The following is a 23,107-nucleotide window of genomic DNA, read 5'->3' on the forward strand; positions in this document are numbered from 1 at the left end:
TCCTTCCATAAATTGGATTAGTTTTTTTAATCTGAAACATTATAAAATGTCCATTGCCTGACGACCAGAGAAATTCTATATTTCACCACGCAGCAAGAGCCAGAACGGCTTGATTCTTTATCAGAATCAATTGGCATATTGTTGCGATGTTGTGTTTGCAAACTCGTATTTCGAGTTAGGTAGGTTTCTACCACGTTTCGCCTCTCTAGCTAGAGCGGAACACATACTTCCTGTATTTATTTTGACCTGTCTGTCAAATTGTTTAGCACCGCCTTTTGGCGGTGTTTTTTTATCTGCTGAATTCAGAGAACATGTCAGATCATCATCGAGCCATACAAAAAAGCGCAAGCCGAATTAACGGTTTGCGCTTTTATGATGTTCTCTGCCTATTCTAAGGGCGATATACTTTAACGTTATTAAAGCCTTGCTCTTGCAGGTACAACGCCTGTAATCGGCTCATCACACCACGATCACAATAGAGCAGATACGTTTTAGACTGATCTAAATCGCCAAACTGAGTACCTAGTTTGTAGAAAGGAATATGTTTGACATCCACACCTTCAATTTCAAGTGGATTGTCTTCCTCTTCTTCCGGGCTGCGGATATCCAATACGATCGCGTGCTGTTCAACAGCTTGAACCTGTTCAACTTCTGGCGCGGCTTGTTCAGACTCTTTGGCAATATCACGAATGTCCATCTGACGAGCATCACGCACCACTTGCTCTAAAATATCAAAATCAAACTTCTCTTCTTCAGCGTCCAACTTCGCTTTTACCGCTTTCACTGTCGGCTTCTTAGAAATAACACCACAATATTCCGGCATTGTTTTCGCAAAGTCTTCAGTACCAATATCTCGCGCAAGGTTGATGATATCTTCTTTATCCCAGTTAATCAGTGGACGCAGAATCAAAGTATCCGTCACATTATCAATATGACGCAGGTTAGTTAGAGTCTGGCTTGAAACCTGACCTAAAGCTTCACCCGTCACCAATGCCTGAATGCCAAACTTCTCAGCTATCATCCCAGCGGCACGCATAAACATACGCTTGAGGATCACCCCCATCTGACCATCATCTACTTTCTCAAGAATTTCAGCCACAACCGGCTCAAAATCTACAGAAATGAAGCGTACTTTTGCTGACGATCCGTACTTATTCCACAAATAATGAGAAACCTGCTTAACACCAATCTCATGCGCAGGACCGCCCAAGTTGAAGAAACAGTAATGAACTTTTGAACCACGTTTGATGTGCAGATAACTGGATACACCAGAGTCGAAGCCACCAGAAATCAGGCTCAATACATCCTCTTGCGTACCAAGAGGGAAGCCGCCAAGCCCTTTGTGACGTTTGATCACTTGGTTTAGCTTGTCATTTGCCACTTCCACTTTCACCGTTACATCTGGGTTGCGTAGTTTGACACTTGCTGTTTCAATCGCTTGATTTAGGCCACCACCCACGTAACGTTCTAACTCGATCGACGTGAAATCATGCTTACCACGACGCTTTGCTCGCACCACAAAGGTCTTGCCTTCTAGGTTAGGGCGATTCAATTCAAGCACTTGCTCGAAGATATCGTGTAAATCTTTAAACTCTGATTGCTGCACTTCCAGCACATGATGAATGCCCGGCGTTTGCGTCAGCACTTCGACGGTTTCTTTGTAGTAAGCATCTGATTCAGAAGTAACTTCAATATGGTCACGACGGTTAAACACAGCAACCGATTCGGTACGACTCTGGATAATATTGCGAATGTTACACTCAAGAATCTTGGTGAAGCGTTTACGTACCGATTCACTTTTCACAAAAATTTCTGGATGGGGCTTGACGATAAATTTCATAAGTCACTTCACAAGTTAACAGTTTCGCAGATTGGAGCTATTCCAGATGGCTTCGTACTTTTTGACGAGCTCTGCAGTCTAAGGGCGCAAGATTATACATGAATGAAAGACCATAAAAAAGGCGAGCATTTTGCTCGCCTCTTTCATTAGTTAGCATTGGGTAGAGACGGTACTTCATCACTATAGAGAGGTTCACCCTGCATAATACTGATTTCAACGCGTCTATTGCGCGAACGCTGAGCTTCAGTAATGTTCGGTCCTAACGGCTGGGTATCCGCCATTCCACGTACTTGTAGGCGTTGATGAGAGAACCCACGCACCTTTTCCATCTCTTGTGCTACGGACACCGCACGCTGAGCCGATAAGTCCCAATTGGAGCGGTAAAGTTCAGAATCAATTCTCTGGTTATCTGTGTGGCCTGAGACTCTCACGATGCCCGGAATATCCTTCACTAGATCAGCGATCTGACGAACCAGAGGACGGAACTTAGGCTGTAAAAAGGCTGAGCCTTCTGGAAATGCTCCTTTCTCGCGAATACGAATATCGATCTGCTGACCCAAGTTCTCAACTTCAATCGCACCTTGTTCGATCTCTCGCTCCAAGGCTTTCTTAATGCTCTCCATTAAGGTTTCGAGCTCTTCAGACATCTCAGCAGATTGCTGCTGCTCACGATCGGACTCTGAGTTCTGATTATCCTGGGTAGACGTATCCGGCGATTTACCACCCGTTTGCTTGCCTTTGTCTCGCTGCGTACCACCAGCACGGTCTGATTCCCCTTCGTGAAACTCTAACGTCTGCTGTGTGATATCTATGGTTTGCTGCATGATGACATCTATCGGCGTAGGCTCAGGGCGCCCGGGTCTAAATTCCTGAGCAATGATACTGGTCCCTTTAGGAATGTCCTTGACTTCCAATCGGTTCTGGACACCAAAGGCGAACTTCATTGAACCCGCAATCTGCTTGAACTTCAGTACGTCCATCTCAGAAAACGACAACAGAAGTACGAAGAAGCACATCAACAGTGACATTAAGTCAGCAAATGTTCCCATCCATAACGGTAAGCCGGGGGGCGGGCATTTTGGTTCTTCTTCATCCATACCTGCGACCTTACTCGTTATCTACGTCAAGAGCGCGCTTACCTTCATTGAGGTAGTTCTTCAGATAGCTGTCGATAACGCGTGGGTTTTGCCCATCCTGAATAGCCAGTACACCATCCATGATTAAGCGACGATTGAGTTTTTCTTGATCACGGCGCAGTGACAATTTATCTGCGATCGGGAAAAATACCATGTTAGATAAGATCGCACCATAGAGCGTCGTCAAAAGTGCGACGGCCATTGCTGGGCCAATGGCTTTCGGGTCATCCATATTCGACAACATGGCAACTAGGCCAACCAATGTCCCTATCATGCCCATAGCAGGAGCAACGTCACCAAACGCGCGGAAAACACTCGCACCAAAGTCATGGCGCTCATCCGTCAGGACAATATCTTTCTGTAGTGCTGCACGTACAACATCGGCATCGTGACCGTCGACCAACAAATCAATGCCTTTCTGCATGAAGTTATTGGTAATTTCCATTTCTTCAAGTGCCAGAAACCCACCTTTACGTGCCGCATCTGCCATTTCGACCACTTTAGCAATCAGATCTTCCGGTTCATCGACTTTAAACATGAAAGCTTTGCCCGCAATCTTAGCCGCACCGAAAAACTGCCCCATAGTAAATTTCATTAGGACAACAAAGGTTGAGCCGCCAACGACGATAAGAATGGAGGTCACATCGATGAACATCATTATGCTTCCGCCCAAAATCATCGCCATGATGACAAAAGCAAAGCCGCCAATGAGCCCTATTAGCGTTGCTAAATCCACAAAGCACTCCTCATGCTATCTTTTAAGCTTCTGGTAAATTATATCGGCAACACCTTCAGATCTTTAGTGTTTTATTGGTATCGCACTCACACAAATATAGATGTTATGACGACAGAGTAAACTAGACTAAAGCCATGACGTGACCTCGAAAGAGAATATTGACCGCGCGAGCTCGATTTTTCTGTCAATTTTCCTCGGTTAAATTTGACCATCATTACCTGCTAAGGTAACTTTCGTGCATCTTTTCAAATGTAGAAATATTATGGCGAGCAAGAAACCTGAAAACATGTCCTTTGAGGCAGCAATTGAAGAACTCGATTCCATTGTTGAACACCTTGAAAACGGTGATCTGGCTCTTGATGACGCACTAAAAAAGTTTGAACGCGGCATCGCACTCGCCCGAGAAGGCCAGAGTAAGCTGCACGACGCTGAGCAGCGTGTCAGCATTTTGCTTCAAAATGATGACGAAACTCCACTGTCCGAGTTCACGTCTCAGCCAGAATAATTATCACAGAAGAATCGCTCCTATGCTTGAGGCGTTAACCTCTCTACAACAAAGAAATAATCAGCAATTAGAGCGCTGGCTTAACCACCTTCCTCATCAGGAACAGCCTCTGATTGAAGCTATGCGTTATGGCCTGTTACTAGGCGGTAAACGCGCACGCCCTTTCCTTGTTTACATCACAGGTCAAATGCTGGGTTGTGAACTGGAAGAGCTCGATACACCAGCTTCCGCGATTGAGTGCATTCATGCTTATTCACTCATTCATGATGATCTGCCAGCGATGGATGATGATGAATTACGTCGCGGCCAACCCACCTGTCACATTAAATTTGACGAAGCAACGGCCATCCTGACAGGGGATGCGCTACAAACGATGGCATTTACCATTCTCGCAGATGGAAAATTGAACCCTGAAGCTGAAACTAACCGTATCAAAATGATAAAAGCACTGGCGGAAGCTTCCGGTGCAAACGGTATGTGCCTTGGCCAAGCGTTGGATTTAGCTGCTGAGGGGCAAAAAGTATCATTGTCGGATCTGGAAACAATTCATCGCAACAAAACAGGGGCACTAATGAAGTGTGCTATCAGGCTCGGGGCACTAGCCGCTGGCCCAAAAGGGAGCGATATATTACCCCAGCTTGATATTTATGCTGATGCCATTGGCCTAGCGTTTCAGGTTCAAGACGACATTTTAGATATTATCAGTGATACAGAAACCTTAGGTAAACCTCAGGGCTCTGATCAGGAATTAGATAAAAGCACCTACCCAGCTCTGCTAGGATTAGAAGGTGCTATTAACAAAGCTCACACTCTGTTAACGGAAGCTCTTCAAGCTTTAGAAGCTATCCCATACAATACAGAATTACTCGAAGAGTTCGCCCGATACGTCATCGAGCGCAAGAACTAAACTAAAAGCGCGCATTTATATGACTCTTGATATTTCAAAATATCCAACACTGGCTCTGGCAAATACCCCAGACGAATTGCGTAGTCTTCCTAAAGAAGCACTACCTAAGCTATGTGACGAATTACGTACTTATCTGTTGAACTCGGTTAGCCAGTCTAGTGGCCACCTAGCATCAGGTTTAGGCACAGTGGAACTCACTGTGGCGCTTCACTATGTCTACAACACTCCTTTTGACCAACTAGTCTGGGATGTCGGCCACCAAGCGTACCCACATAAAATTTTGACTGGCCGCCGCGACCAACTGCCTACTATTCGTCAGAAAGACGGACTTCACCCTTTCCCTTGGCGAGAAGAGAGCGAGTACGACACGCTGTCTGTCGGGCATTCTTCAACATCGATCAGTGCTGCGCTCGGCATGGCAATAAGCGCAGAGAAAGAAGGTGAGAACCGCAAGATTGTCAGCGTCATTGGTGACGGCGCAATCACTGCTGGCATGGCGTTTGAGGCGATGAACCATGCTGGCGATGTACACTCAGATATGCTAGTAGTGCTGAACGATAACGAGATGTCCATCTCAGAGAACGTCGGCGCCCTGAACAATCATTTAGCTCAAGTCCTTTCCGGCAGCCTATACACCTCAATTCGTGAGGGGGGCAAGAAAGTTTTATCTGGCGTTCCTCCGATTAAAGAGCTGGTTCGTCGTACAGAAGAGCACCTTAAAGGCATGGTAGTGCCTGGCACTTTGTTTGAGGAGCTTGGTTTTAACTACATTGGCCCAGTCGACGGTCACGATGTCAATGAGCTTGTTAAAACGCTGAAAAATATGCGTGAGCTAAAAGGTCCACAATTCCTTCATATTATGACCAAAAAGGGCAAAGGCTACGAGCCTGCAGAGAAAGATCCTATTGGTTATCACGGTGTGCCGAAATTCGATCCCGCTCATACCTCTCTCCCGAAAAGTAACGGAAACAAGCCAACATTCTCCAAAGTTTTTGGTGATTTCTTGTGTGATATGGCGGCTCAGGATCCTAAGTTAATGGCCATTACACCAGCCATGCGTGAAGGCTCGGGTATGGTTCGCTTTTCTAAGGAGTATCCGCAGCAGTACTTCGATGTGGCAATCGCTGAGCAACATGCCGTAACACTGGCGACTGGAATGGCAATTGCTGGTAACCACCCGATTGTCGCAATTTATTCCACTTTCCTACAGCGTGGCTATGATCAGCTTATTCATGACGTCGCGATAATGAACCTACCTGTGATGTTTGCTATAGATCGTGCAGGATTAGTGGGAGCCGATGGTCAAACCCATCAAGGGGCGTTCGACCTGAGCTTTATGCGCTGTATACCAAACATGGTTATTATGGCACCTAGCGACGAAAATGAATGCCGCCAAATGCTCTACACCGGCCACAAGCACACTGGGCCAAGTGCTGTACGTTACCCTCGTGGAAGCGGTATGGGAACAGAAATTGAGCAAGATTTTACTGCATTAGTAATAGGTAAAGGCCGAGTCGTCCGTAAAGGTGAAAAGGTGGCGATTCTTAACTTCGGTACTTTCTTAGGTAATGCTCTCGAAGCGGCAGAAAAACTTAATGCTACTGTCGCGGACATGCGCTTTGTCAAACCGCTAGATGAAGAACTCATCAAACAACTCGTCAAAGAGCATGATGTCATTGTCACACTAGAAGAGAATGCCATTGCAGGTGGTGCTGGCGCAGGTGTCATTGAATTTATGATGCAAGAGAAATTGCTCAAACCAGTGTTGAATCTAGGCTTGCCAGATAGATTCATTGCTCAGGGTACGCAAGACGAGCTGCATGAAGAATTAGGGTTGGATGCGCAAGGTATCGAGCAATCCATTCGCAGCTATATGAGTAAATAGCGTTCCTTTACATTCATTAATGTGAATTTTAATTTTACTACTCACAAAAGGCCCTCAATCAAATTGAGGGCTTTTTTTCAATTCTAATCCGGCACCTGCCAAGAAAATTCATCACAAATATTCTGCCATGTGTCATCAACCTTGGCGTTGATAAGGACTGTCTGATGAGTAAACGGATGTACAAACTCAAGGTTTGATGCATGCAGAAGCAAACGATGGGACTTATACACTTCTCTAAACAGCTTATTGTGTTTACCATCACCATGAGTCGTATCACCAACGATAGGATGGCGAAGATGGGCCATATGGCGTCTGAGCTGATGCTTACGCCCTGTTAGTGGCTTTAATTCCATCAAACAGTAGCGAGTCGTGGGAAACTTTCCTGTAGAGTAAGGGATCTCTGTTTTAGCCAATGGGTGATAATCGGTGATCGCCTCCTGGGCTTCCTTATCTTGGCTGGCATGCTTATCGGCTATCTTATCCAACTCAACTTTTAATGCATAATCTAATCGTCCCGCCTCTTCAATCCAACCGCGCACAACGGCGTGATAGGTCTTGACCATTTCGTGGTTGGCAAACATAGGCATCACTTGCGATGCCACTTCACTCGACAGAGCAAACATCAACACACCAGAAGTGGGCCTATCAAGTCGATGCAGTGGAAAAACATGCTGACCAATTTGGTCACGCAGTGTCTGCATCACAAACTGAGTTTCGTGTTTATCTAACCAACTACGGTGAACCAACATCCCGGCGGGTTTGTTGACAGCAACAAAGTACTCATCTCTAAAAACAATGTCCAACATCAAGCACAAACCTCATCGATCGTTCTGAGTAAAGCAAGCAAAGGGGTATATTCTCTTCTTCCTTTCCAAGACTCTTCAAAATAAGGAGCGATAGCAAATCCCTGAGGTAACGGCACCCCCTCTTTAATCAAAACCGTCATTTTGGGTAAAAATATCCACTGTAACCATTGCTCGGGTTTTAATGTATCTACCGCAAAGGGCTGCGTGCTTTGTAATGCCTTAGTATCCGGCATTTGGGTTTGCCACAATGTGAGTTCTTGCATCAGAGTAGGTAACTGCTCCAAAAGTGGCACTAATTGCTGTTCTTTGGTCATAAAACTAGAGGAAAACCTTGAAATTGGGCTTAAGGGTACCATTTATAGAGGAAAGAAAGTTAGGACTATTCTGTCATGGACACTATTCATACTCTCACCCAGTTACTCGTTAATAGCCAATGTCAATATCAGGTTTACGATCTCGGACGTCGTATCAAGCTTATTGACAGCCAAGTTTTCGCGGATGTCGAAAAAGGCCTGCAACCCTACCCTTATCCTCTGCAGCGTAAAGCACATCTCGCGATTGCTTACTGGAACGAGCACAACCAACCGTGGATATGGTTTCTAAATTTCGAACTCGATGAACGAGGGCTTCTTAAGCAGGCAGATGTCGGCAATTTCATCAAGTATGTGGTTGAAGCTATGGGCACTCACCTTAGCCAAGAGATGAGTGAAGAGCAGCAACAAAAGCTGTCCAACAACCCATACACCTTCAAACCTGCCGAAGATAAAATGGCCGTTTTCCATAGCCAAATTAGAGCACAACTCGATTTACCATGTAGCCAATACTATGAACATGCTCAGCACTACTTCTCGGGAGGGTTAGGCTGGGATAAATGGCAAACAGTGGGCTTACAGGGCGTGACCGATATGTGTGCACGTCTAGGGCAAGCTCAAAATGGCGTGAACCTGCGCAAAGCACTGAAACACCTTCCAAGTGAGCCTCTTTACGCTTTACTGGGCGCATTGGAACATATTTCTCTACCGGATAAGCTGGCTGAGCGTTTACAAGAATTGGCCATGGAACAAATCGAAAGCAACGATCCTGACATTTTCCTCATCGGTGCGCTGGCTCGAGCCTTATCAGGTGCTCGCCCCCAATATTCCACTGCTTTACTTGAGAAAATCCTAGCCTCACCACGCTTGAGCCATCAAGAAGTTTTAATTGGTGTCGCTGGGCGGAGCTGGCATCTCCTTTCAACACCTAAACACGCAGAGCAATTTCTCCTTCGTCTTGCTCAGACAGGTAATCAAGCACTGTTCAATCAGCTGTTTGCTGATCTCGTCATGTTACCTGAACTACGAATGGTCTTACTGCCGTTGCTTCACTCAGCACCATCGCCAGAGCTTGCCCAAGCGCTAGTTCGTCTTCAACAAGCAACGAAAGGTTAAGAAATGTTAGGTGACCTTTTCGCGATTCTGGCCCTTGCTTTCGGCTGTTTTTTGTTTTGGCAGCAACGCAGGCAAGCAGAGCTCGCCAAGACTATTGCTATTAACAAATGTAAACAGTTGGATCTGCAGCTAGTCAGTGTAGCGCTCAAAGGTCACAAGCTCAAAACGCCAGATGGACGTTGGCGTTGGCATTCTGTATATCAGTTTGAATTTTCGTCACTCGGTGACGACTGCTATCAGGGAAGGCTAATTATGCAAGGCTTTCAATTGATGAAGGTCGATCTACCACCCCATCGGATGTGAACACATACTCATTATATGGCCCAAACATATCTGTTTTTTGCGCACATAGCTCAAAACCTAGCTTTTCTAGAATTCGGATCGACGGTATATGGTCAGTATTCGCAGTTGCCGCCACTCTCTCTAAGTTAAGATCACGCACTACTTTGGGGAAAAAAGCCTTCAAAGCCTCACTAGCAAAGCCCTGCCCCCAATATGCTTTATCAAATAGGTAACCAAGTTCAGGCAAAGTATCTAGATGATAGATAAACACATGACCCATGTATTCACGTGAGCGGCTATCTAACACAGCCAAAGCGTGGATAGTATGATCATGAAGCACCTTCTGGAAAAGTTGCTTAGCTGACGAAACAGTATGAGGGCCGTTCATTTCTGCTCTATTTTTAGCGCAGCAGTTCAGCATCAGAAAGTCAGACTGCAGGGTATCATTATATGGCACCAGTAATGTTCGGCGAGTTACGATAGTCACAACATATCCTTATAGACAGCGTCCCCTTTCATGACGGGGAAATTCTTTTGTTTCTTGGTTGGAAACAAGCCGAAAGTTATACCAACAGATAAGCTTAGTTATTGATCTAAGTTGCTATTTTTGACGTTGTTAGTGTGAGCGGTGTCTAAGGTTAAAGAAATGCCTCGACGTTACAGAAATCAAGGCTACTGTCTTATTTGTATCAATCCTTGAACTTTATATTCAACTCAACCACGATATGCTTCTCGTGCTCTCAGACCCATGAATATTCATGTTCCGTATCAGTTCCATCCGACAGTAAATAAATTATCGGATTCCAACGTGAATACAATCTACTACACAGCAATCTATCTGTTTTTAATTAAGTTGTTTAATATTTTTGTATAAGAATCATATATATAAAATAAAAAAAACACCTATTTAGAGTAAGTTTAGATGTTTTTTCCTACATGTAATGTAAGCGATCTCGCACGTTAGTACTCTGTATTTTCCATTCGCATTCAATACATCTGTTGAGTATGATTGTATAAAGTGAGTTCACGGAGGTTTTGTATGCTTACTCAAGATGTTAGCCAAGAGCTTAGGGAAGTTTTAGAACAGCTCCAAAAAGAGGGAAAAGAGCCTACCGTTGCTCTCGTAAAAGCGCGCCTAAGTACTGTCGTTCCCATGCCAGCACTGATAACGACAATTAAGAGCTGGAAAAGCGCTAACCGTGTCCCGAAGGTTGAAATTGCCTCCAAAGCAAACGGTGAAAGTAATCGAATTGCGCAGCTGGAAAAACAAGTCGCAGATTTAACCAAAAGGCTAATCAAACTGGAAGCAAAAATTGAGTCTCAGAAATAGTTAAAGTAAAGAACAGCAGAATAAAACAAAAGGCTTGGCATTGCGCCAAGCCTTTTTAGTCTATACGTGCCGTATTACCAACCAGTCACTTCGCGTAGACCTTTACCGATATCAGCTAGAGACTTCACTGTCTTAACGCCTGCCGCTTCTAGAGCTGCAAACTTGTCTTCCGCTGTACCTTTACCACCAGAAATGATAGCACCAGCGTGGCCCATACGTTTGCCTGGAGGCGCTGTAACGCCAGCGATGTAAGAAACAACAGGTTTAGTTACGTTCTCTTTGATAAACGCTGCTGCTTCTTCTTCTGCTGTACCACCGATCTCACCGATCATTACGATGGCTTCAGTTTCTGGATCTTCTTGGAATAGCTTTAAGATATCAATGAAGTTTGAACCTGGGATTGGGTCACCACCGATACCAACACAAGTAGACTGACCGAAGCCTTCATCTGTAGTCTGCTTAACCGCTTCATACGTTAGAGTACCAGAGCGAGAAACAATACCTACTTTACCTTTCTTGTGGATATGACCAGGCATGATACCAATCTTACACTCATCAGGAGTGATTAGACCTGGACAGTTAGGACCGATCATGCGAACGCCAGTTTCTTCTAGCTTCACTTTCACGTCGATCATATCTGTCGTTGGGATACCTTCAGTGATGGTTACGATAAGCTCGATACCTGCATCAATCGCTTCTAGGATTGCATCTTTACAGAAAGGTGCTGGAACGTAGATAACGGTTGCAGTTGCGCCAGTTGCTTCTACTGCTTCACGTACAGTGTTGAATACAGGAAGACCTAGGTGAGTTTGACCACCTTTACCTGGAGATACACCACCAACCATCTGTGTGCCGTATGCGATAGCTTGCTCAGAGTGGAAAGTACCTTGACCACCAGTGAAACCCTGACAGATTACTTTGGTGTCTTTATTAATTAGTACAGACATTATTTGCCCTCCGCAGCAGCAACAACTTTCTGAGCTGCGTCAGTTAGTGACTCAGCAGCGATGATATCAACATCAGAATTAGCAAGAACTTCGCGACCTAGGTCTGCGTTAGTCCCTTCTAGACGAACAACTACTGGTACGCTTACGCCTACCTCTTTAACGGCACCGATAATACCTTCAGCGATCATGTCACAGCGAACGATACCACCGAAGATGTTAACTAGTACTGCTTTTACATTGTCATCAGATAAGATGATCTTAAATGCTTCTGCTACACGTTCTTTAGTCGCGCCGCCACCTACATCTAGGAAGTTAGCTGGCTTGCCACCGTGTAGGTTTACGATATCCATTGTGCCCATTGCTAGACCCGCACCGTTAACCATACAGCCAACGTTACCATCTAGAGCGACATAGTTCAGCTCCCACTGAGCAGCATGTGCTTCACGCTCATCTTCTTGTGAAGGATCGTGCATTTCACGCAGCTTAGGCTGACGGTACATTGCGTTTGAATCGATGTTAATCTTGCCATCTAGACAAAGCAGGTTACCTTCACCAGTAACGACTAGTGGGTTAATTTCTAGTAGTGCTAGATCGTACTGAGCGAACATAGTGCCAAGACCCATGAAGATCTTAACGAACTGTTTGATTTGATCACCCGCTAGGCCCAGTTTGAACGCAAGTTCACGACCTTGATAAGCTTGAGGACCAACCAATGGGTCAATCGCAGCTTTGTGGATTAGCTCCGGCGTTTCTTCCGCAACTTTCTCAATCTCAACACCGCCTTCCGTTGAAGCCATGAAAACGATCTTACGGCTTGCACGGTCAACAACCGCACCTAGGTAAAGTTCGTTAGCGATGTTAGACGCTTCTTCTACAAGGATTTTTGTAACAGGCTGACCATTTGCATCTGTTTGGTAAGTTACCAGGTTCTTACCTAGCCATTTTTGCGCAAACTCTTTTACGCCATCTTTCGTGTCATGGAGTTCAACGCCGCCCGCTTTACCGCGACCACCAGCGTGAACCTGACATTTAACAACTTTTTTCTCTGTGCTAATGCGTCCCGCAGCTTCGAAAGCTTCTTGAGGGGTATCACACGCATAGCCTTCCGGTACAGGCAAACCGAATTCTGCAAACAGCTGTTTGGCTTGGTATTCATGCAAATTCATTTTGATATTCCGTTTGTTTTCCCTTGAGGGATTATTATGTCCATGACGCTTTGGTCGAAACGACCTAACGTCTGTAGGGTCTTCTCAAATAAACCACTAGCTATCCAATTCAATAACGAGTGCTTCAAATGAAGGCTGAGCGTTGAGCGTGCTCAGCCTTAGAAACTTTAGGCACCAGATTACCAAAATCAATCCGGTGCTTGAGTTAATTACACGTCAAGAAGTAGACGTGCTGGATCTTCCAGTAGCTCTTTGATGGTCACCAAGAAGCCAACTGACTCACGACCATCAATCAAACGGTGATCGTAAGAAAGAGCAAGATACATCATAGGTAGAATTTCTACTTTGCCATCCACCGCCATAGGGCGTTCTTGGATCTTGTGCATGCCAAGAATCGCTGATTGCGGCGGGTTGATGATTGGCGTAGACATCAGTGAACCAAACACACCACCGTTAGTGATAGTAAAGTTACCGCCCATTAGCTCATCTACTGTCAACTTGCCATCACGACCTTTGATCGCCAACTCTTTGATGCCTTTTTCGATATCAGCAAAACCTAGCGTATCGCAATCTTTGAGGACTGGGGTAACTAAACCACGAGGCGTAGAAACCGCCATGCTGATGTCGAAGTAGTTGTGGTAAACAATGTCATCACCATCGATAGAAGCGTTGACTTCTGGGTAACGCTTTAGCGCTTCAGTTACCGCTTTTACGTAGAAAGACATGAAACCAAGACGGATGCCGTGGCGCTCTTCGAATTGATCTTTGTACTGCTTACGAAGATCCATGATTGGCTTCATGTTTACTTCGTTAAACGTAGTCAGCATTGCCGTGTTGTTTTTCGCTTCAAGCAGGCGATTTGCAACAGTTTTGCGCAGACGCGTCATAGGAACGCGTTTCTGGCTGCGAGCAGCCGCTGGTGCTTCGGCTACAGGAGCGTCTGCTTTCGGTGCAGCTTTGGCATTCGCAAGGTGCGCTTCAATATCTTCACGAGTGATACGACCGCCAACACCAGTGCCTTTCACTTGGCTCGCTTCTAGACCATGCTCAGCGAGTAAACGGCGAACTGCCGGGCTAAGTGCATCATTGCTTTCTTCTGTCAGCGATGCCTTATGACGTTTATCAGGAGAGGCTTCAGACTCTGCTGTTGTGTCTTTCGTTGGCTCACCAGCAACCGCACCTGGCTTAAGCTTAGCGATGAGTTGCTTTGAAAGTACTGTTGCACCTTCTTCTTCGACGATGGCTTCTAAGACGCCTGCCTCTGGAGCTGGTACTTCAAGAACCACCTTATCAGTTTCAATGTCAACCAGAACTTCATCACGCTCGACCGCGTCACCTGGTTGTTTGTGCCATGTTGCGACTGTCGCGTCCGCAACAGATTCAGGTAAATCTGGAACCAGAATTTCAATTGTCATATCTGTTTCTTCCTTTAACTTCTAGTTCTTAATCTGAAGTTTTTGTATTCACGTTCTTTTCATTAACAGTTAAGGCGTCTTCGACCAACGCTTTCTGTTGTTTCAAATGTACTGACATGTAACCGACTGCAGGTGAGGCCGATGCTGGGCGCCCAGCGTACTTAAGATCGGCACCTGCCGGAATAGCAGCACGGAAGTTGTGTTGGCTACAGTACCAAGCGCCTTGGTTTTGAGGCTCTTCCTGACACCAGACATAATCTTCTACATTGGTGTATTGTTCGATGGCCGCTTTGACTTCATCCAATGGGAATGGGTAAAGCTGTTCAATACGAACAATCGCAACGTCTTCCTGCTCATTATTGCGACGCTGTTCCAGTAGGTCGAAGTAAACCTTACCTGAACAGAAAACAACTCGTTTCACCTTCTTAGGATCCAGTTTGTCAATCTCAGCAATCGCTGGCTGGAATGTACCTTCCGATAACTCTTCAAGCGTTGAAGTGCAAAGAGGGTGGCGAAGTAATGACTTAGGAGACATAACGATAAGAGGTCGACGCATAGGTCGCACAACCTGACGACGAATCATGTGGTACACCTGAGCCGGAGTCGATGGCACAACAACCTGCATGTTTTGTTCAGCACATAACTGAAGGTAACGTTCTAGACGCGCAGAAGAGTGCTCTGGGCCCTGTCCTTCATAGCCATGTGGAAGAAGCATAGTCAAACCACACAAACGAGCCCACTTTTGCTCACCTGAGGAAATGAACTGGTCAATCACCACCTGAGCCCCGTTAGCAAAATCACCAAACTGAGCTTCCCAAATAGTCAAACCACTTGGTTCTGCTGTGGCATAACCATATTCGAATGCCAGAACAGCCTCTTCAGACAATACGGAGTCGTATACTTCAAAAGGACCTTGTTTGTCATGGATGTTCGCTAAGGGAACGTAAGTGCTGGCATCAGTCTGGTTATGAAGCACGGAGTGACGATGGAAGAAAGTACCACGTCCGGAGTCCTGACCAGAAATACGAATACGTTTACCATCATCGACCAAGGTCGCATATGCCAACGTTTCAGCCATCCCCCAGTCAATCGCTTTTTCACCCGCAACCATCGCCATACGATCGTTATAAAGCTTATTAACACGACTTTGTAGTTTGTGGCTTTCAGGATATTGACAAACTCGCTGCCCTAGCTCCACCAAGCGGCCTTTATCGAAGATACTATCCCAATTAACATCCCAGTCATGACCTAAATACGGAGACCAGTCTACAGAATGCAATGCCATTGGACGCCATTCTTTAACGACCACTTCACCACGATCTAATGCATCACGGTATTCGTTGACTAACTGTGTAGCAGTATCAATGCCAAAATCACCACGCTCAATCAATACGTCAGCATAAAGCTTACGAGGCGTTGGATGCTTTTTGATCTTCTGATACATCAAAGGCTGAGTGGCATTTGGCTCATCCGCCTCGTTATGACCGTGGCGACGGTAACAAACCAAGTCAATGACCACATCGCTCTTGAACTCATTTCGGTAATCCAGTGCAATACGCGTAACGAAAGCCACCGCTTCAGGATCGTCTGCATTCACGTGGAAAATCGGTGCCTGTACCATTTTTGCAATATCAGTACAGTACATGGTCGAGCGAGTATCATTCGGATTGGAAGTCGTGAAGCCTACTTGGTTGTTGACAACAATGCGCACTGTACCACCAACACGGAACCCTCGAGATTGGGACATATTGAAGGTTTCAGCAACAACACCCTGACCAGCTACCGCTGAGTCACCATGAATCGTGATAGGTAACACCGTATTGCCTTCATTATCACCGAGGCGATCTTGTCGAGCACGGACAGAGCCAATAACAACAGGATTGACAATTTCAAGGTGAGAAGGGTTAAACGCTAGCGCAAGGTGAACATCGCCACCTGGCGTTGCAAAATCAGCAGAGAAACCTTGGTGGTACTTAACGTCTCCCGTACCCCATGTTTCATCATGTTTACCCGCAAACTCGTCAAACAAGTCCTGAGGTTTTTTACCTAGAACATTGACCAGCATATTTAAGCGCCCACGGTGTGCCATACCAATGACCACTTCACGCATACCGTTTTTACCAGCATGGCGAATCAGTTCTTTTGTCATTGGAATAAGCGCATCACCACCTTCAAGCGAGAAACGTTTCGCACCAGGGAATTTAGCCCCGAGGTAACGTTCCAATCCTTCAGCAGCAGTGAGCTCTTCTAAGAACTCTTGTTTTTCTTCTTTAGTAAAAGAAGGCTGACCTACAACTGACTCTAAACGTTGCTGGATCCAACGTTTTTGTTCAGTGTTTGTCATGTGCATGTATTCTGCACCGATGGAACCACAATAGATTTTATTCAGAGAGGCGTAGATATCTTTCAGCAACATGGTGTCTTGACCAATTGCAAAAGAACCTACATTGAATGATTCTTCAAAGTCGTCTTCGGTGAGATTGTGGAATGCTGGGTCTAGCTCCGCCACGGTTGGGCGTTGCCATAAACCAAGTGGGTCTAGTTCTGCAGCTTCATGACCGCGGAAGCGGTATGCGTTAATAAGTTGAAGAACTTTTACTTGCTTAGCGTCGACATCTGGATCACTAACTTGGACATTGTAATGCTTTGTTTCTTGAGCGAGTCGTCGGAAGTAGTCACGGACACGTGAATGAGGCTGTTCAGCAACCTCTTCTGAAGGCTTAGGCAAGCCATCAAACACACGTTTCCACTCCTCACTTACCAGATCGGGATCACTTAGATACAGTTCGTAGAGGTCTTCTACATAAGTTGCATTGGCGCCAGCCAAGTGTGAAGACTCGAGCCATGCCTTCATCACGCCGTTGTGCATATTTTCCCTTAACCAGTAGTTTTCACGTTTGCTTCGGTCTACGCCGAGCTATTAAGAGCCGGCCACCAAGGTGGCCGGCAATTTTTTATAAATTTAAACCGAACGGTTAACCAGCATAGTTTTGATATGACCGATGGCTTTCGTTGGGTTTAGTCCCTTAGGACAAACACTTACACAATTCATGATGCCATGGCAACGGAAAACGCTAAATGCATCATCAAGATTTGACAGACGTTCATCTGTCGCTGTATCACGACTATCGATTAGCCAGCGATATGCAGCTAGCAAGCCAGCAGGACCAATGAACTTATCAGGGTTCCACCAGAATGATGGGCATGACGTCGTACAGCATGCACACATGATACATTCGTAAAGTCCATCAAGGTGAGCTCGCTCATCTGGAGACTGCAAGTTTTCACGCGATGGCGGTAAAGCATCATCATCAATCAAGAATGGCTTCACTTTCGCGTAATTGTCATAAAACTGGGTCATATCAACAATTAAGTCACGAACCACGGGCAAGCCAGGCAACGGGCGAATAACGATTTTATCACCCGCTAACGCAGAAAGTGGGGTAATACATGCAAGACCGTTTTTACCATTCATATTAAGGCCGTCAGAACCACATACACCTTCACGACAAGAACGACGAAATGCAATTGTTGGATCTTGCTCTTTCAAAAGAATCAAGGCATCCAATACCATCATGTCAGAGCCTTCATCAACCTCAAGAACGTAGTCCTTCATGTAAGGCTTATTATCGACATCAGGATTATAACGATACAAAGAGAAGTTCAGTTTCATAATTTATTCCTCCCTTAGTATGTACGTACTTTTGGCGGGAACGCTTCACGATGAACTGGCGTCATGTTGACATCACGCTTGGTCATTGCTTCCGTTTCCGGATTATAGATTGAGTGGCACAACCAGTTCTCGTCATCACGCTCGGGGTAATCGAAGCGAGCATGAGCGCCACGGCTTTCAGTACGGTAGTTTGCAGCTACTGCCGTTGAGAAAGCAGTTTCCATCAGGTTATCCAGCTCCAGACATTCAATGCGCTGAGTGTTGAATTCAGATGACTTATCTGCAAGGTGCGCATCTTTCAGACGCTCGCGAATGACTTTCAGTTCCTCAAGGCCCGTTGCCATTGCGTCACCTTCACGGAATACCGAGAAGCTGTTTTGCATGCAGGATTGTAGGTCCTTACGGATTTGAACTGGGTCTTCACCGCCAGTGCTGTTTTCCCAGCGCATAGTGCGCGCCAGTGACTCTTCAATATCAGACTCTGTTGCAGGGCGAGCTTCTACTTGTGCAGCAAGAGTTTCACCAAGGTGTAGACCTGTCGCGCGGCCAAATACCACTAGATCAAGTAGAGAGTTACCACCTAAACGGTTCGCACCGTGTACAGAAACTGAGGCAATCTCACCACAAGCAAATAGACCTTGAACTTCCGCTTCACTGCCATCAGCCAACTGCTTAATTGCTTGGCCAGAAACTTGAGTCGGTACGCCACCCATCATGTAGTGACAGGTTGGAATAACAGGGATTGGTTCTTTCACAGGGTCAACATGCGCAAAGGTACGCGAAAGCTCACAGATACCTGGTAAACGGGACTCAAGAACGTCTTTACCTAGGTGGTCCAATTTAAGCTTAATATGAGGACCCCATGGACCATCGCATCCGCGACCTTCCCGGATCTCAATCATCATTGAACGAGCAACTACGTCACGGCCAGCAAGGTCTTTCGCGTTAGGTGCATAACGTTCCATGAAACGCTCGCCGTCTTTATTGAGTAGATAACCACCTTCACCACGACAACCTTCGGTCACAAGCACACCCGCACCAGCGATACCGGTTGGGTGGAACTGCCACATTTCCATATCTTGCATCGGAACACCAGCACGAAGCGCCATACCAACGCCATCACCAGTGTTAATGTGAGCATTCGTCGTAGAAGCATAAATACGACCTGCTCCACCAGTAGCAAGAATGGTTGCTTTAGACTTGAAGTAACAAATCTCACCGGTTTCCATACAGATTGCTGTACAACCCATGATCGCACCGTCTTGGTTTTTCACCAAGTCTAGTGCGTACCACTCAGAGAAAATGGTCGTTTTGTGTTTAACGTTTTGTTGGTAAAGCGTATGAAGCAGTGCGTGACCGGTACGGTCTGCAGCAGCAGCAGTACGAGCCGCCTGCTCACCACCAAACTCTTTAGACTGACCACCGAAAGGACGCTGGTAGATAGTACCATTATCAAAGCGAGAGAATGGCAAACCCATTTTCTCCAGTTCGATAACAGACTCAGGCCCGTTCTTACACATATACTCGATGGCATTTTGGTCACCAATGTAGTCCGACCCTTTAACAGTGTCGTACATGTGCCATTGCCAGTTATCTTTGTGTGAGTTGCCTAGTGCGACAGTAATACCACCTTGGGCAGACACAGTATGAGAACGAGTAGGAAATACTTTAGATAGCAAAGCACAAGTCAGGCCTTGCTCAGAAATTTGTAGCGCAGCACGCATGCCTGCACCACCTGCGCCGATTACAACGGCATCAAATTCGCGAACTGGAATAGACACTTACGCACCCCACAGAATAAATAGACCAGAGAAGAAGTAACCAAATAGCACTGCGATGATGCCTAATTGCAGGAATCCGCGTAATTTCGTGCATTTGATGTAGTCCGTAAGAACTTGCCATAGACCAATCCAAGCGTGGATAAGAACCGATACCAACGCAAGCATAGTGAACACTTTAGTAAAAGTGCCACCGAAGAACTGAGTCCAGGATACGTAAGAAATATCTGAGAACGCGCAAAAGCTCACCAGATAGATAGTATAAAGCGTCATAATGATTGCTGTCGCACGGATCAGTAGGAAATCATGCACACCATTACGACCAAAAGATGAGATGTGTTTTACCATACCAGAATCCCCGCAAGTACAGACAGAACGGCCGTTGCTGCGAATGCAACCTTAGCGCTCATAGCGCCAGATTCCAGCTCTTCAAAATGACCTAGGTCCATCAGCAAATGACGGATACCACCAGCGATATGGTAGGCCAAAGCCGTCAAAATGCCCCACAAAATAAATTTCACAAAGAAACCGTCAACAATATCGACAGCTTGTGCGTAACCTACAGGGGAAGACAGGGAAATGGATAGTAACCAAAGAAGTATCCCGATCGCGACAAACGTAATTACACCTGAAACTCGGTGCAGGATAGATGCGATTGCTGTGATCGGAAAGTTGATAGTCTGCAAATCTAAATTAACAGGTCTTGACTTTCTTTCTTTCACGGGCTTGCTCACTCAGCTCCATTGAAGCATTTATTGTTATGAACGAAATTTGATTGCAAACCTACAAAAGTTAACATCTATTTAACAACAAGCAGGCAAAAAACCGGAGTAAATTTGTAAAATATTTGTTAACAACAAGATTTGAAACGTCACCTCACATTTGTTTCAAGCCTTGAATTTATAAGGTTTCCACCAAAATTTACGGCGCCACTATACGGCTGGAAACATTTTAGCACAATTGATGTAACAATTTTTGCTACACAGAACAGATTTTTAACCTTATACGTATAAAAAATCAAAACAAGTGCACAAGTCGGAGGAGAAAAATTGACTTTGATAACGAACACACGTACAAAAATGTCACACAAACATCCTGGACGGATTAAATAATAAACAAAGGAGATTGTTATGGCAGATAAGAAAGCGACCCTTCATGTTGAAGGTCAAGCGCCTATCGAACTGCCAATTATGGAAGGTGCCCTTGGTACTCCTGTAATTGACGTTCGTAAGCTTGGAGCAAATGGATATTTCACTTTTGACCCAGGTTTTCTTGCCACTGCATCCTGTGAATCTCAAATCACCTACATCGACGGTGGCAAAGGCATTCTTTTACACCGCGGTTATCCTATTGATCAGCTAGCAAATAACGCTGATTACTTAGAAGTATGTTACATCCTTCTTTATGGTGAAGCCCCTACACGAGAACAATACGAGCAATTTAAAGTCACTGTCACGCGCCATACTATGGTACATGAGCAAATCGCGAGCTTTTTCCACGGCTTCCGCCGAGATGCTCACCCGATGGCAGTTATGTGTGGTGTGGTTGGCGCTCTCGCAGCCTTCTACCACGACTCACTAGACATTAATAATGACACACACCGTGAAATTACGGCCTATCGTCTTCTATCGAAGATGCCTACTCTTGCGGCAATGTGTTATAAATACTCTATCGGTCAACCATTTATCTACCCACGTAACGACCTAAGCTACGCTGAAAACTTCTTGCACATGATGTTTGCTAACCCATGTGAAGAATATGAAGTCAACCCAGTCGTTGCACGTGCAATGGACAAGATTTTTACTCTTCACGCAGATCACGAGCAAAACGCTTCGACATCAACAGTGCGTCTAGCTGGTTCTTCGGGTGCTAACCCATTCGCATGTATTGCCGCGGGTATCGCATCACTATGGGGACCTGCACACGGCGGTGCTAATGAAGCATGTCTGAAGATGCTGGAAGAAATCGGCAGTGTCGACAACATTCCTGAGTACATTGATCGTGCTAAAGACAAGGATGACCCATTCCGCCTAATGGGCTTTGGTCACCGCGTCTATAAGAACTACGACCCACGCGCAACCGTGATGCGTGAAACCTGTCATGACGTTCTGAAAGAACTAAACATTGACGATCCACTACTAGATGTTGCAATGGAACTTGAGCGTATTGCTCTGTCCGATGAGTACTTCGTCTCTAAGAAGCTCTACCCGAATGTAGACTTTTACTCAGGTATCATTCTGAAAGCGATTGGTATTCCGGTTTCTATGTTCACGGTAATCTTTGCACTTTCACGTACCATCGGTTGGATTGCACACTGGAATGAAATGCACAGTGATCCACTTAACCGTATCGGTCGTCCACGTCAGCTTTACACTGGTGAAGTACAGCGTGAATTCTCACCTCTTCATGAGCGTGAATAATGTAGATTCAACATCAAAAGGGCTGACAATTTGTCAGCCCTTTTTGTTTTAGATTGATAATTCACTGTGCGTTACACTGGATTGTCGATATCAATAAACTCGACATCCATACCATGCTCTTTGGCTAACCACTCACCCAGCGCTTTTATCCCGTAACGTTCTGTTGCATGATGTCCAGCTGCAAAGTAATGGATATCCATTTCTCTTGCTGTATAAGTCGTTCGTTCAGATACTTCACCTGATATAAATGCATCTAAACCATGCTGAACGGCCAACTCGATAAAGTCCTGCCCTCCTCCCGTGCACCAGCCTACAGTTTCGATCATTTTATCGGTATTTTCTGGTGCAATATGAAGTGGTACACGTTCAAGCACCTGATTTATCTTATTAGCAAACTCAGTACCCGACATGGCCTGTTTAAGCCGCCCAAACATAGCAACAGACTGAGGGTGCCCCTCTAATCCTCCTTCGACTTCAATATCGAGTAGTCGAGCTAATTCTGCGTTATTGCCTAAATCCGGGTGAATGTCCAAGGGTAAATGATAGCCAAATAAGTTAATGTCATTTTTAATCAGGCTTCGAATACGATTTCCTTTCATACCTCGGATAGGTTCAGGTTCACCTTTCCAAAAATAGCCATGATGAACCAGCACCGCATCGGCTTCCATCTCAATCGCTTTATTGATCAGCGCTTGGGATGCTGTGACGCCTGTAATTATGCGCTTGATCTCTGATTTCCCCTCAACTTGAAGCCCATTCGGCGCATAGTCTTTAATCAAGTGAGGAGAAAGTTTGTCATTGAGGATCTGTTCCAACTGTATGTTTTTCATTTTGACTTCCAGTGACTTCACTAT

The 23,107-nt window shown here is 45.5% G+C and carries 22 protein-coding genes; 7 read left to right on the forward strand and 15 right to left on the reverse strand.

Annotated features, from left to right (window positions below):
• Positions 1-391: 391 nt before the first annotated feature.
• From thiI to pomA, 3 genes are all read right to left on the reverse strand, one after another.
• Positions 392-1,840, reverse strand: coding sequence for a tRNA uracil 4-sulfurtransferase ThiI (thiI, locus tag L1D31_RS17310; RefSeq protein WP_239838311.1), 1,449 nt, complete (start codon positions 1,838-1,840; stop codon positions 392-394).
• A 146-nt stretch (positions 1,841-1,986) separates the two neighbouring features.
• Positions 1,987-2,937: a flagellar motor protein MotB gene (locus L1D31_RS17315; protein WP_239838312.1), complete on the reverse strand. Its 951-nt coding sequence runs from the start codon at positions 2,935-2,937 to the stop codon at positions 1,987-1,989.
• A gap of 10 nt (positions 2,938-2,947) precedes the next feature.
• Positions 2,948-3,712 (reverse strand): flagellar motor protein PomA, encoded by a 765-nt coding sequence (gene pomA / locus L1D31_RS17320; protein WP_045974729.1) that lies wholly within the window; start codon positions 3,710-3,712, stop codon positions 2,948-2,950.
• A gap of 262 nt (positions 3,713-3,974) precedes the next feature.
• On the opposite strand from pomA, the gene xseB reads away from it, so the two are divergent.
• Genes xseB through dxs form a run of 3 tightly spaced genes read left to right on the forward strand, consistent with a single transcriptional unit; the run spans position 3,975 to position 7,009 of the window.
• A complete protein-coding gene (gene xseB, locus L1D31_RS17325) occupies positions 3,975-4,217 on the forward strand; it encodes an exodeoxyribonuclease VII small subunit (RefSeq protein WP_239838313.1) in 243 nt (80 codons plus the stop codon).
• A 22-nt stretch (positions 4,218-4,239) separates the two neighbouring features.
• Positions 4,240-5,124, forward strand: a complete 885-nt coding sequence (gene ispA / locus L1D31_RS17330; RefSeq protein ID WP_239838314.1) for a (2E,6E)-farnesyl diphosphate synthase — start codon at positions 4,240-4,242, stop codon at positions 5,122-5,124.
• A 19-nt stretch (positions 5,125-5,143) separates the two neighbouring features.
• Positions 5,144-7,009 (forward strand): 1-deoxy-D-xylulose-5-phosphate synthase, encoded by a 1,866-nt coding sequence (dxs, locus tag L1D31_RS17335; protein ID WP_239838315.1) that lies wholly within the window; start codon positions 5,144-5,146, stop codon positions 7,007-7,009.
• Between the two features lie 83 nt (positions 7,010-7,092).
• On the opposite strand, the gene truC is transcribed toward dxs, so the two are convergent.
• Together truC and L1D31_RS17345 are read right to left on the reverse strand one after the other, a co-directional pair.
• On the reverse strand, positions 7,093-7,815 hold the full coding sequence (truC, locus tag L1D31_RS17340) for a tRNA pseudouridine(65) synthase TruC (RefSeq protein WP_239838316.1): 723 nt from the start codon (positions 7,813-7,815) through the stop codon (positions 7,093-7,095).
• The gene (locus tag L1D31_RS17345; protein ID WP_239838317.1) at positions 7,815-8,129 is read right to left on the reverse strand and encodes a YqcC family protein; all 315 of its coding nucleotides are present in this window, start codon (positions 8,127-8,129) and stop codon (positions 7,815-7,817) included. Before L1D31_RS17345 ends, truC begins: the two co-directional genes overlap by 1 nt.
• Positions 8,130-8,204: 75 nt before the next feature.
• On the opposite strand from L1D31_RS17345, the gene L1D31_RS17350 reads away from it, so the two are divergent.
• A complete protein-coding gene (locus tag L1D31_RS17350; protein ID WP_239838318.1) occupies positions 8,205-9,242 on the forward strand; it encodes a DUF3549 family protein in 1,038 nt (345 codons plus the stop codon).
• Positions 9,243-9,245: 3 nt separating this feature from the next.
• Positions 9,246-9,545: a DUF3301 domain-containing protein gene (locus tag L1D31_RS17355; protein ID WP_239838319.1), complete on the forward strand. Its 300-nt coding sequence runs from the start codon at positions 9,246-9,248 to the stop codon at positions 9,543-9,545.
• Here L1D31_RS17355 and L1D31_RS17360 read toward each other — a convergent pair.
• Positions 9,493-10,011 carry a GNAT family N-acetyltransferase gene (locus L1D31_RS17360; protein WP_239838320.1) on the reverse strand — a complete coding sequence of 173 codons (519 nt, stop codon included), beginning with the start codon at positions 10,009-10,011 and terminating at the stop codon, positions 9,493-9,495. The two genes, L1D31_RS17355 and L1D31_RS17360, sit on opposite strands and share 53 nt — an antisense overlap.
• Before the next feature lie 552 nt (positions 10,012-10,563).
• Here L1D31_RS17360 and L1D31_RS17365 point away from each other — a divergent pair.
• Positions 10,564-10,854 (forward strand): hypothetical protein, encoded by a 291-nt coding sequence (locus tag L1D31_RS17365; RefSeq protein ID WP_239838321.1) that lies wholly within the window; start codon positions 10,564-10,566, stop codon positions 10,852-10,854.
• 74 nt (positions 10,855-10,928) lie between these two features.
• Here L1D31_RS17365 and sucD read toward each other — a convergent pair whose 3' ends face one another.
• The 8 genes from sucD to sdhC form a co-directional block, all read right to left on the reverse strand.
• Complete coding sequence (sucD, locus tag L1D31_RS17370) at positions 10,929-11,801, reverse strand: succinate--CoA ligase subunit alpha (protein WP_006881309.1); 873 nt, start codon at positions 11,799-11,801, stop codon at positions 10,929-10,931.
• A complete protein-coding gene (sucC, locus tag L1D31_RS17375; RefSeq protein ID WP_006959569.1) occupies positions 11,801-12,967 on the reverse strand; it encodes an ADP-forming succinate--CoA ligase subunit beta in 1,167 nt (388 codons plus the stop codon). The genes sucD and sucC overlap by 1 nt, the downstream gene beginning before the upstream one ends.
• A gap of 209 nt (positions 12,968-13,176) precedes the next feature.
• Positions 13,177-14,382 carry a 2-oxoglutarate dehydrogenase complex dihydrolipoyllysine-residue succinyltransferase gene (odhB, locus tag L1D31_RS17380; RefSeq protein ID WP_239838322.1) on the reverse strand — a complete coding sequence of 402 codons (1,206 nt, stop codon included), beginning with the start codon at positions 14,380-14,382 and terminating at the stop codon, positions 13,177-13,179.
• Positions 14,383-14,410: 28 nt separating this feature from the next.
• A complete protein-coding gene (sucA, locus tag L1D31_RS17385; protein WP_239838323.1) occupies positions 14,411-17,251 on the reverse strand; it encodes a 2-oxoglutarate dehydrogenase E1 component in 2,841 nt (946 codons plus the stop codon).
• A 93-nt stretch (positions 17,252-17,344) separates the two neighbouring features.
• Positions 17,345-18,055: a succinate dehydrogenase iron-sulfur subunit gene (locus L1D31_RS17390; RefSeq protein ID WP_239838324.1), complete on the reverse strand. Its 711-nt coding sequence runs from the start codon at positions 18,053-18,055 to the stop codon at positions 17,345-17,347.
• Between the two features lie 14 nt (positions 18,056-18,069).
• The gene (gene sdhA / locus L1D31_RS17395; RefSeq protein ID WP_239838325.1) at positions 18,070-19,836 is read right to left on the reverse strand and encodes a succinate dehydrogenase flavoprotein subunit; all 1,767 of its coding nucleotides are present in this window, start codon (positions 19,834-19,836) and stop codon (positions 18,070-18,072) included.
• Positions 19,837-20,181, reverse strand: a complete 345-nt coding sequence (sdhD, locus tag L1D31_RS17400) for a succinate dehydrogenase, hydrophobic membrane anchor protein (protein ID WP_239838326.1) — start codon at positions 20,179-20,181, stop codon at positions 19,837-19,839.
• Positions 20,175-20,567, reverse strand: coding sequence for a succinate dehydrogenase cytochrome b556 subunit (gene sdhC, locus L1D31_RS17405; protein WP_006959581.1), 393 nt, complete (start codon positions 20,565-20,567; stop codon positions 20,175-20,177). Before sdhC ends, sdhD begins: the two co-directional genes overlap by 7 nt.
• 396 nt (positions 20,568-20,963) lie before the next feature.
• On the opposite strand from sdhC, the gene L1D31_RS17410 reads away from it, so the two are divergent.
• Positions 20,964-22,253: a citrate synthase gene (locus L1D31_RS17410; RefSeq protein WP_239838327.1), complete on the forward strand. Its 1,290-nt coding sequence runs from the start codon at positions 20,964-20,966 to the stop codon at positions 22,251-22,253.
• Between the two features lie 71 nt (positions 22,254-22,324).
• On the opposite strand, the gene L1D31_RS17415 is transcribed toward L1D31_RS17410, so the two are convergent.
• Positions 22,325-23,083 carry a Nif3-like dinuclear metal center hexameric protein gene (locus L1D31_RS17415; RefSeq protein ID WP_239838328.1) on the reverse strand — a complete coding sequence of 253 codons (759 nt, stop codon included), beginning with the start codon at positions 23,081-23,083 and terminating at the stop codon, positions 22,325-22,327.
• Positions 23,084-23,107: the final 24 nt, after the last annotated feature.

Source organism: Vibrio sp. Isolate23, from assembly GCF_022398095.1.
In the GTDB taxonomy this organism is placed as follows: domain Bacteria; phylum Pseudomonadota; class Gammaproteobacteria; order Enterobacterales; family Vibrionaceae; genus Vibrio; species Vibrio coralliilyticus_A.